The sequence below is a fragment of the Gordonia otitidis NBRC 100426 genome, assembly GCF_000248075.1.
Taxonomy (GTDB): Bacteria; Actinomycetota; Actinomycetes; order Mycobacteriales; family Mycobacteriaceae; genus Gordonia; species Gordonia otitidis.
Map to the genome: position 1 here is coordinate 1 of NZ_BAFB01000049.1, position 10,315 is coordinate 10,315.

The 10,315-nt window shown below is 67.2% G+C and carries 10 protein-coding genes and 1 tRNA gene; 4 read left to right on the plus strand and 7 right to left on the minus strand.

Features of this window, described 5'->3' with window-relative positions; all coding sequences use genetic code 11:
• Positions 1 to 208: 208 nt before the first annotated feature.
• Positions 209 to 3,514, plus strand: a complete 3,306-nt coding sequence (locus GOOTI_RS24970; protein ID WP_007237445.1) for a GH92 family glycosyl hydrolase — start codon at positions 209 to 211, stop codon at positions 3,512 to 3,514.
• Here GOOTI_RS24970 and GOOTI_RS04815 read toward each other — a convergent pair.
• Positions 3,493 to 3,577, minus strand: a tRNA-Leu gene (locus GOOTI_RS04815). The two genes, GOOTI_RS24970 and GOOTI_RS04815, sit on opposite strands and share 22 nt — an antisense overlap.
• Positions 3,578 to 3,637: 60 nt before the next feature.
• Here GOOTI_RS04815 and GOOTI_RS04820 point away from each other — a divergent pair.
• The 3 genes from GOOTI_RS04820 to GOOTI_RS04830 are packed head-to-tail and all read left to right on the plus strand — an operon-like array spanning position 3,638 to position 5,646.
• Positions 3,638 to 4,108: a glucitol operon activator gene (locus GOOTI_RS04820; protein WP_039993423.1), complete on the plus strand. Its 471-nt coding sequence runs from the start codon at positions 3,638 to 3,640 to the stop codon at positions 4,106 to 4,108.
• A complete protein-coding gene (locus GOOTI_RS04825) occupies positions 4,105 to 4,494 on the plus strand; it encodes a DUF3817 domain-containing protein (RefSeq protein ID WP_007237447.1) in 390 nt (129 codons plus the stop codon). The genes GOOTI_RS04820 and GOOTI_RS04825 overlap by 4 nt, the downstream gene beginning before the upstream one ends.
• 45 nt (positions 4,495 to 4,539) lie before the next feature.
• On the plus strand, positions 4,540 to 5,646 hold the full coding sequence (locus GOOTI_RS04830) for a glycosyltransferase (RefSeq protein ID WP_007237448.1): 1,107 nt from the start codon (positions 4,540 to 4,542) through the stop codon (positions 5,644 to 5,646).
• A gap of 146 nt (positions 5,647 to 5,792) precedes the next feature.
• On the opposite strand, the gene rdgB is transcribed toward GOOTI_RS04830, so the two are convergent.
• From rdgB to GOOTI_RS04865, 6 genes are all read right to left on the minus strand, one after another.
• Entirely contained in the window at positions 5,793 to 6,404 is a 612-nt protein-coding gene (gene rdgB, locus GOOTI_RS04840) for an RdgB/HAM1 family non-canonical purine NTP pyrophosphatase (protein WP_007237450.1), read from the minus strand.
• A 15-nt stretch (positions 6,405 to 6,419) separates the two neighbouring features.
• The gene (rph, locus tag GOOTI_RS04845; protein WP_007237451.1) at positions 6,420 to 7,175 is read right to left on the minus strand and encodes a ribonuclease PH; all 756 of its coding nucleotides are present in this window, start codon (positions 7,173 to 7,175) and stop codon (positions 6,420 to 6,422) included.
• A gap of 18 nt (positions 7,176 to 7,193) precedes the next feature.
• On the minus strand, positions 7,194 to 7,961 hold the full coding sequence (locus GOOTI_RS04850) for a cyclic nucleotide-degrading phosphodiesterase (protein WP_007237452.1): 768 nt from the start codon (positions 7,959 to 7,961) through the stop codon (positions 7,194 to 7,196).
• A gap of 104 nt (positions 7,962 to 8,065) precedes the next feature.
• Entirely contained in the window at positions 8,066 to 8,905 is an 840-nt protein-coding gene (murI, locus tag GOOTI_RS04855; RefSeq protein WP_039993424.1) for a glutamate racemase, read from the minus strand.
• Positions 8,872 to 9,504, minus strand: coding sequence for a rhomboid family intramembrane serine protease (locus GOOTI_RS04860; RefSeq protein ID WP_083835842.1), 633 nt, complete (start codon positions 9,502 to 9,504; stop codon positions 8,872 to 8,874). Before GOOTI_RS04860 ends, murI begins: the two co-directional genes overlap by 34 nt.
• 56 nt (positions 9,505 to 9,560) lie before the next feature.
• Positions 9,561 to 10,315: PLP-dependent cysteine synthase family protein (locus GOOTI_RS04865; RefSeq protein ID WP_007237455.1), on the minus strand; the 755-nt coding region annotated here is incomplete at its 5' end.

Sequence of the window (10,315 nt, forward strand, 5' to 3'; positions counted from 1 at the left end):
GTGTCGAGAGCGTCGCACGACCGGGCGCCGCCGCGGTCGCCAACGGCGAAGGTGCGCGCGGCGCGATATCGGAGTTCGTCGTCGACACGATTCTCTGAACGCCACGATCATCTGACTGCCGCGGGCATCGGGTGTCGCTGCAATCCCGCACCATCGTCACGCATCCGTTCGGACCTGCTGATGGGCATCGCTCGCTAAGGTGGCGATCGTGCGGGCATCTCGGCGCAGAGACGGAGTAGACGGCACGCTGCGTCGCGGACGCGGCCCCGCCCACCCCGTCAACTCCAAGCCGCGCGTCGGTCTGACGTCGCTGCAACCGTGGGTGTACGACATCACGGCGGAGGCCGATCGTGAATTGGTACTCGACGTGGGCGACTGCGACCCCGTGGGACTCGTCGTCGACAGCGAGCAGGAACTCGTCTATGCGCTGCATCCCGTGTTCGACGCCGACGAGCCCGACGTACGGGACTCCTATGCGGGCACCGCAGTCGCACTCGATCTGGAGTTCGACGACGGGAGCTCTCTGTCCGATCATCGTGTGCGCGACCAACACGGCGTCGTCGTGAATCCAGCGAAGCAGTACGATTCGCGCACCATCGCCGTCGACCAGTGGACGCTCAAACGAATTCAGCTGTCTGCCTTCACCGGTCGGCGCGTCACGCGGGTGCTCCTACGCGTCACAGCCCCCGCACGGGCCGACGGGACGCGCACACGACGACGCATTCACGGGTTCCTCGACGACGTGCGGCTACGACGTGCCGAACCCGGATCACTCGAGCGCATCCATCGGGTACGCACCACCCGCGGAACGCACTCGAGCGACCGCTTCTCCCGCGGAAACTGCGCTCCGTTGGTCGCCCCACCGCACGGATCGGTGTTCGGCTTGCCGATGACCGACGGCGGCAACCGCGGATGGCCGTACTCATACCACGAGGCCAACGACTCCGAGAACCGTTCGCGTCTACAGTCGTTCGCGACATCCCACATCCCGAGCCCGTGGATGGGCGATCGCGGTGTACTGCAGTTCTTCCCGGCGGTGTGCCGTCGTCCACCGCTCGACCGCGACGCCCGTGCGCTCCGGTTCTCACACGAGGACGAGGCTGACCGACCTGATCGCTACGCCGTTCCCCTCGGCGGAGGTGCCGATCACGGTGGCGTCGACGCCGAGCTGACCGCAGGCTTGTGGTCCGTGTGGCTTCGGGTGCGATTTCCCACCGATTCCGGTGCACTCGTCTTCGACCAGTTCGACAATGCCGGAGCGCTGGTCCTGAACGAGGCGACCAACGGACTCGTCACCGGATTCGTCGACGGACCTGGCGGATTGGTCACAGTCCCCCGCATGTATTTCTCGGCACGAATCGACGTCCCGGTGACCTCGCTTGCCCATGCCGATTCGACGCACGAACGTAGCGCGGTCCTCGGTTCGATAGACCTTGACGTGTCCAACAACCGGCGCGCCGTTCTCGCCGTGGGGACGTCGTTCATCAGTATCGAGCAGGCGCACCGCAACCTCGACTACGACATGTGGCTCGCGCGAGGCGGTTTCGACGAGATCTGGGCGGCCAGCCGAACCGCGTGGAACGGTGTTCTCGGCCGGCTCGACGTCGAAGGTGCCACCGCCGACCAGCTGACCACCCTGTATTCGTGTCTGCATCGCGTGCGTTTGTATCCGAACATCGCACACGAGAACGTCGGGACCCCGCAGACACCGCGTTGGGCGTACGCCGATCCGTTCTGCTCTGTACAGGAGGACGGTCCCACTCACACCGCACGACCCGTCGTCGACGGCACGCTGACGACGACTGACGGATTCTGGGACTCGTACCGGGCGAGTTGGCCGCTGCGCACACTCGTGTGGCCGACGTCGACCGCGGAACTCGTCGACGGCTTCGTCGAGCACTACCGACGCAGCGGCTGGACGAGTCGCTGGTCGGCTCCGGGCCCTGCCGACATCATGACCGGCACCAGTAGTGACGCCGTTTTCGCCGACGCTGCGCTGGCAGGTCTGGACTTCGACCTCGAATCCGCATACGACGCATGCCTTCGGAACGCAACCACACCCTCGGACGACCCGCGCGTCGGCCGAAAGGCTATGCAGCGTTCGCTGTTTCGAGGGTTCACCGACACCGAGACCTTCGAGGGCATGAGCTGGACCGTCGACGCCGCCATCAACGACGCGGCCATCGCGGTGTTCTCGCGCGTGCTCGCCGACCGGTTCCCGACGCACCGTCGGATCGACGAATTCCGAGCCAACGCGACGTGGTTCACCGCCCGCGCCATGAATTACGCCAGCGTGTTCGATGCGCGGACCGGCTTCTTCCGTGGCCGCGATCGATCCGGCGGGTTCCGACCCATCGACACCTTCGATCCCCGCAACTGGGGACTCGACTACACCGAAACCAACGCGTGGGGAACATATGTCACCGCACCACAGGACGGTGAGGGCATCGCTGCGCTGCACGGCGGGCGCGACGCCCTGTGCCGACGGCTCGACGAGTTCCGCGCGCTGCAGGAGACCGGACGCGACGACGTCCGCGGCTCGTACCCCGTTGTCATCCACGAGATGCGGGAGGCCCGCGACACGCGTATGGGCATGCTCGCACTGTCCAACCAACCGGCCCACCACATTCCGTTCATGTACGCATTCGCGTCGACGCCCGGCAACCTCGCTCATGCCAGAACCCAGGAGATGGTGCGCGAGGCGACGCAGCGACTGTTCCTCGGCTCCGAGATAGGACAGGGCTACCCGGGCGACGAGGACAACGGCGAGATGTCGGCGTGGTACCTGCTGGTGGCCACCGGCCTGTACCCGCTGACCATCGGCTCCGGAGAGTTCGTGATCACCGCACCGACGTTCCCGTCGATCAGCTGGACACTCGACGGCGGCGCCGTCGTGCGCGTCGAAGCGCCCGCGGCGTCGGCGACCAATCGCTACATCGAGTCGGTGACCATCGACGGCGAGCCGTGGCAGCAGATCACGGTGCCCCGCCAGCGTCTACGTCGCGGTGCGGTGATCCATGTCGCACTCGGGCCACAGCCGACCACCTGGGCCGCCGGGTCGGTACCACCGTCACTGACACCGCCCGGCACGATGCCCCGACCACCGAGGGATCTGACCTCTCCCGCTGACGCGCCCCGCTGCGCCCGCGGACCGAGCGACGCAACCAACGCCTTCGACGACGATTCGTCGACGCCACCGTCGAGATTGACGGCCGGGCAGGCTGTCGGCTGGGCGTTCGATGTCCCGACGCCCGTCGACCACTACACGGTCACCCCGCGGTCTGCGGGGCGGGCGTCGTGGACGGTCGAAACCCTCGATGCGAGCGACACGTGGTTCGTCGTCGACGAACGAACGGCCACGTTCCGTTGGGACAGACAGACCCGGATCTTCACGCTGCCGGTGCCGACCACCACGTCGGGGATCCGCCTGCGGACCCTCGACGACATCGAGGTGTCGCAGGTGGAGTTCTTCCGGCTGAGCACCGAAGGTGATGGTGCGCGAGGGGGGACTTGAACCCCCACGTCCTAGGACACTGGAACCTAAATCCAGCGCGTCTGCCAATTCCGCCACTCGCGCGTGCGCGGTCAACAGTACCGGTCGCGCGGCGATAGACCCAGGCCAGGTACCGTCGAAGGTATGTCTACTACGCGTCGTGGTGCCCGTCGGCACCGCCCGGCACTGTTGGTGCTGGTGGCGCTCGCCGCCGTTGTCTGTCTCGGCATGGCGTGGTGGCAGTGGGATCGATACGAGTCGACGAGCGGCACAGGCCAGAACCTCGGGTATGCGCTGCAGTGGCCAGCGTTCGCCGTCGCTTTCGTCTGGGCATACCGACGCTTCGTGGTACTCGAAGCCGACCCGGACGAAGTCGAGAAGCTCAAGCCACAGGGTGTGACCGAGATCCCGCAGGGCATTCTGCCCGACCGCGCGACCACCCCGAGTGCGTCGTCGTTCGCCGCCGACCCGGCACACGAGGACTCCACTCTCACCGACTACAACCGATACCTCGCCGAGCTCGCCGCCGCGGACCGCGAGCACCACGAGGCGGAGCCTGTCACAGCGCCCGCAGCGCGCGGCGACACCACACACACGGAGGAACACCACAGGTGAGCAGCGAGACCCCGCAGACCGCACAGTCCCCCGACCCCGCCGGACCCTCTGAAACCGGGCAGACCACCACTCCGGTCGACAAGGTCCGCGGCGCGCTCACACGCTATCGCGTCCTTGCGTGGATCACCGGTATCTGGCTTCTGCTGCTGGTTGTCGAGCTCATCCTCCGGTACGGGTTCGGCAACCATTCGCTCGACTTCGTGCCTCCGGTCCACGGATGGATCTACTTCATCTATCTGATCTGCGCGATCGACCTGGGTATCAAGGTGCGCTGGTCGGTCGGCAAGATCATCGTGACCGCCATCGCGGGCACCATCCCGTTCTTGTCCTTCTACGTCGAGCACATCCGCACCAAGGAAGTAAAGGCGCAGTTCAACCTGTCGTGAGCGTCGTGCAGCGCCGCGTTCATGTGAACACGGCTGACTGTCGATGTGCGCATCGTCCAGCTGGCCAACTTCTACGGTGAGCGTTCGGGCGGATTGCGCACGGCCGTCGACCGGTGGGGCGCCGGATACGTCGCGGCCGGACACGAGGTCGTGCTCGTCGTCCCGGGTCGCGAGTCACGCGACGAACTGATGCCGTCCGGTGTCGTCAGAATATCTGTGCCTGCTCCACGCATCCCGTTCTCCGGTGGCTACCGGCTGGCGTCCGCACGGCGGGTGGCCGATGTCCTCACCCACCTCCGGCCCAACGCTCTCGAGGTGTCGGACCGGTTGACCTTGCGTGGCTTCGGCGACTGGGCCCGCCACCGCGACATTCCGTCGGCCATGGTCTCGCACGAGCGCCTCGACAGGTTGCTCGCCATGGCCATGCCCGCCGAGACAGCGCGTGCGCTGGCGGACAGGGCCAACGCCGCCACCGCCCGCTCCTACGACGCAGTGGTGTGCACCACCGGATTCGCCGCCGCCGAGTTCGAGCGCATTGGCGCTGACAACGTGGTCCGCGCACCGCTGGGAGTCGACCTCGAGCAGTTCGCGCCGCACCACCTCGACCCCGAACTCAGCACTCGCTGGACCGACGCATCGACGACGCTCCTCGGGCACTGCGGCCGCCTGTCGATGGAGAAGCGCGCCGACCGTTCGATCGCCGCTGTCGGTCGCCTTCACCGCGCGGGCGTGCCCGTCCACCTGGTGATCGCGGGCGACGGACCGATGCGCAGTGCTCTCCAGCATGCGGCACGCGGGCTTCCGGTGACATTCCTCGGACATGTGCGCGACCGCCGGCAGGTCGCGTCGCTGCTCGCGAGCACCGACGTCTCGTTCGCGCCGGGACCGCACGAGACGTTCTGCCTGTCGGCGCTGGAATCACTCGCGTCGGGGACGCCCGTCGTCGGATCGCGGTCGTCGGCGGTGGCGGGCATGATCGACGATTCGTGCGGTGCGCTCGCCGACAACTCGGGTGCGGGGTTCGCTGACGCCGTCGAGCGGGTTCTGTCGATTCCCCGCCCGACGCGCGAGGGCGCTGCCCGCGCACGGGCGACGCAGTTCACGTGGCCCGACTCGGTGTCGCGGATGCTGTCGGTGCACGCCGGTCGCTGACGCGGCTGGGCGGTCGGCGTGAAATCCGGTGCCGTCGGCGTGAAATCCGGTGCCGTCGGCGTGAAACCCGGTGCCGTCGGCAAGAAACCCGGTGCCGTCGGCGAGGTGTCCGGTGCCGTCGGCGTAAAACCCGGTGCCGTCGGCGGTCAGGCCAGCGCGCTGAGTGCGGGGACCAACTGCCTCAACGCCTTCCCACGGTGACTCAAGGCGTCCTTCTCGGACGGGGAGAGTTCGGCGGCGGATCGGCCCGCAGCGTCGGCGTCGTCGGGAATGAAGAGCGGGTCGTAGCCGAAGCCGTTGCGCCCATGCGCTTCCCGGGCGAAGGTGCCGCGCCACTCGCCCCGCACCACCGTCTCCTCACCGGACGGCAACACCAGTGCGCACGCGGAGACGAACGCGGCACCGCGTCGTTCATCTGGGATGTCGGAAAGCTGCGCCAGTACGAGCGCGTTGTTGGCGGAGTCGTCGCCGTGCACGCCACTCCAACGCGCAGACAACACCCCGGGCATCGCGTTGAGCGCATCTATCTCGATACCGGAATCGTCTGCGAGACAGGGCAATCCGGTGGCGCGTGCGCCAGCGCGGGCTTTGATCAGCGCATTGTCCTCGAAGGTCGCACCTGTCTCGGGTTCCTCGGGATACTCCGGGACGGCGTCGAGTCCGATCACCTCGAGACCGGTGAGTCCCGCGGCGTCGACCACCCGTTGCAGTTCCGCGAGCTTCTTGGCGTTACGGCTGGCGAGCAGTACCTGCGACATCGACTCGAACCGGTTTCAGACCGACTGCGGAAGTACGCCGGGATACGGGGCATCGAGCGCCTCGCGTTGCGCTTCGAACAGTGTGTTGGTGCCGATCTCGGCCATGTCGAGCAACTTGTCGAGTGTGGCGCGTGGGAACGTCGCGCCCTCACCGGTGCCCTGGACCTCGACGAGGGTGCCTGCGTCGGTCGCGACGACGTTCATGTCGACCTCGGCGCGCGAATCCTCCTCGTAGGGCAGATCAAGACGTACCCGACCGTCGACGACGCCGACACTCACGGCGGCGATCATGCACGACAGCGGCTGCGGATCCGACAGTCGCCCAGCAGCTTTGAGCCATGTCACGGCGTCGGCGAGTGCAACGTACGCGCCGGTGATCGAAGCGGTGCGGGTGCCGCCATCGGCCTGCAGGACGTCGCAGTCCAGTGCCACGGTGTTCTCGCCGAGTGCGCCCAGATCGATGCACGCACGCAGCGACCGCCCGATGAGTCGGCTGATCTCGTGTGTCCGACCGCCGATCTTGCCCTTGACCGATTCACGCCGCGAACGCTCATGGGTGGCGGCGGGGAGCATCGAGTACTCGGCGGTCAGCCATCCGAGTCCTGACCCGCGTCGCCACGGTGGAACGCCCTCGGTGACGCTGGCGGTGCACATCACGCGTGTCTGACCGAATTCGATCAGCACCGATCCCGCCGGATTGGAAGTGAATCCGCGGGTGATCGTGATGGGACGGAGTTCGTCGTCGGCCCTGCCGTCAGCTCGTGTGCTCACGGACTCAACTGTAGGAGATCACCCCGGCAGGTCGAACACCTGGCCCTGACGTACCAGCCCGACCGGGCCGGAGAAGGTGGTGCGTGCCTCGGCCAGAATCGCCTCGGCATCCGACCACGGTGCGACGTGGGTGATGGCGAGCGACTTCGCATTCGCCTTGGTGGCGACCTCACCCGCTTCGATGCCCGACATGTGCAGGTGCGGCGGACGTTCCGACGGCGCATGCGTCCATGACGCCTCGCACAGGAAGATGTCGGCGTCGGCAGCGACATCGACGACCGCGTCACACGGGCCGGTGTCGCCGCTGTAGGCGACGACCTGTCCCTGCGGTCCGGTGAATCGGAGACCGAAAGTGGCGGGCGGATGGTCGACGCGGATCGGATCGATCACGATCCCCCCGAGGGTGATCTCCATGTCGTCGATCCACTCGTGCGTGTCGAAGGTGTCGCTGATGTCGTCGATCTGGCCGGCGAACTCACTCGACGCCGCACCGATTCGCAGGGCGGTGCCGGCCGGGCCGTACAGCGACGCGAGTTCTGTCGCCGGTGTGGGCGCATACCGACGCCACACCAGCATCGCGGGAAGATCCAGACAGTGGTCGGCATGCAGGTGGCTGAGGACGACGTCGACGTCGCTCGGGTCTGCGACACGCTGCAACTCGCCCAGAACGCCCGGGCCGCAGTCGACGAGCACGGGCCGGTGGTCGGGGACGGTCAGCAGGTACCCGGAGCACGCCGCGCCGGGGCCGCCGACACTGCCCGAACACCCCAGGACAGTCAAACGCATACGACCTACCTTGCCACGCGTGTGTAGCGGGCAGACCACATATGGGCCACAAGCCGCGCGCCGCGCGGGTTTGCTCCGGCTCGGCGTCGACGACACGCCGCGTCTCAGACCGGATCGACCGACCTGACGACCGGTCCGAGGAACCTGCTCGACAGCTTGGCGAACATCTCCGGGTCGCCGGTCGCCTGAAAATGACGGACGGCTTCGCGGCCGGTGTGCGGGTGCAGCAGATCAGCCTCGGTCAGCACACGGAACAAATCCTTGGCGGTCTCCTCGGCACTGGACACCAGCGTCACCTCGTCGCCCATCGCCAACTGGATCACGCCCGACAGGAGCGGATAGTGCGTGCATCCGAGGACGACCGTGTCGACGTCCGCCTCCTGAAGCGGTTCGAGATAGCCCTGCGCGAGACCGAGGATCTGCCGTCCGCTGGTGATACCGCGCTCCACGAAGTCGACGAATCGCGGACACGGGACCGCGGTGATCTGTGCGTCGCGGGCCGCGGCGAACGAATCCTGGTAGGCCCGGGACGAGATCGTCGCCTCGGTACCGATCACTCCGATCCGTCCCGTCTTCGTTGCCACGACCGCTCGACGCACCGCAGGCAACACGACCTCGACCACGGGAATCGGCGCGTAACGCTCGCGCGCGTCACGCAGGCAGGCCGCTGACGCCGTGTTGCAGGCGATGACGATCGCCTTGACGCCGCGCTCGGCGAGATCGTCGCCGATCGCCAGGGCGTGGCGTCGGATCTCGGGGATGGTCAACGGCCCGTATGGCCCGTTGGCGGTGTCGCCGATGTAGACGATGTCCTCGTCGGGCAGCTGATCGATGATCGCGCGCGCGACAGTGAGTCCGCCGACGCCCGAGTCGAAGATCCCGATGGGTGCGTCGGCGCGCGTGGTGGTGACTATGACCGCACCCCCGGTGCCGTGCTGCCCGATCCGACCGCGCGCGGACGTCGCCGATCACGGTCGGCGAGGAACCACGCGGCGAGCACACCGCCGATCGCGCCGAACAGATGTCCCTGCCAGGAGACTCCGAAGGTGCCCGGGAAGACACCCCAGAGCACCGAGCCGTACACGAGGAACAAGACCACTCCGATCGCGATCTGGGTGAGGTCGCGGTTGAACACGCCGCGGACCAGAAGATAGGTGAGCCAACCGAAGATGATGCCCGACGCCCCGACGGTCACCGAGTACGGCGGCGCGAACAACCACACACCGAGGCCCGAGACGATCCACACGATCGCCGTGACGACGAGGAATCGCTTGCTGAGCAGCAGGATGAAGCCGAGGATGATCAGCGGCACGAGATTGGCGAACAGGTGCTGCCAGTCGGCATGGAGGAACGGCGCCCACAGAATGCCGTCGAGCCCGTCGACCCTCCGCGGTTCGATGCCCGCGCGGTCGAGGTCGTAATGGGTCGCGGCGTCGACGGCTTCGACGATGAACAGCACCGCGACGATGCAGGCCATCACGATCGCCGACCTAGCCCACAACGGGCGCGTCCCGCGGGGTGTGGGTGTCGGGCTCGGTGTCATCATCGTTCCTTCATCGGGGGTGGTCTCGACCAGCTCCACGAGCGGAAACCGTCCGGCTACGCCCAGAGCTGGCCCTCGAGAGCCTGTTCGGCATCCTCGAGGCTACCGTCGTAGGCCCCGGTGGAGAGATACTTCCAGCCCGCGTCGGGGACCACCAGACCGATGTCGGCGCGTCGCCCGTCCTTGATCGCCTTACGCGCGATGCCGCGTGCCGCCTGGAGAATGGCACCCGTCGACACACCCGCGAAGATGCCCTCCCGGTCGATCAGTTCGCGTACCCGGGCGACGGCGTCGACACCCTGGACCGAGTACCGGCGGGTCAACACGGACTCGTCGTAGAGTTCCGGCACGAAGCCCTCGTCGATGTTGCGCAGGCCGTAGACCTCGTCTCCATAGCGCGGCTCCGCCGCGACGATCTCGACCTCCGGGTTCTGTTCGCGCAGATACCGGCCGACACCCATCAGAGTGCCCGTGGTGCCGAGACCTGCGACGAAGTGGGTGATCTCGGGAAGGTCGGCGAACAGTTCCGGCCCGGTGCCCTCGTAGTGTGCGCGCCAGTTGGCCTCGTTGCCGTACTGGTAGAGCATCACCCAGTCGGGATGCTCTGCGGCGAGTTCCTTGGCCACTCGGACCGCGGTGTTCGAGCCCCCCGCCGCGGGCGACGAGATCACCTCGGCGCCGTACATCCGCAGCAGCGATCGACGCTCTTCGGAGGTGTTCTCCGGCATCACGCAGATCAGGTGGTAGCCCTTGAGCTTCGCGGCCATGGCCAGCGAGATACCGGTGTTGCCGCTGGTGGGCTCGAGGATCG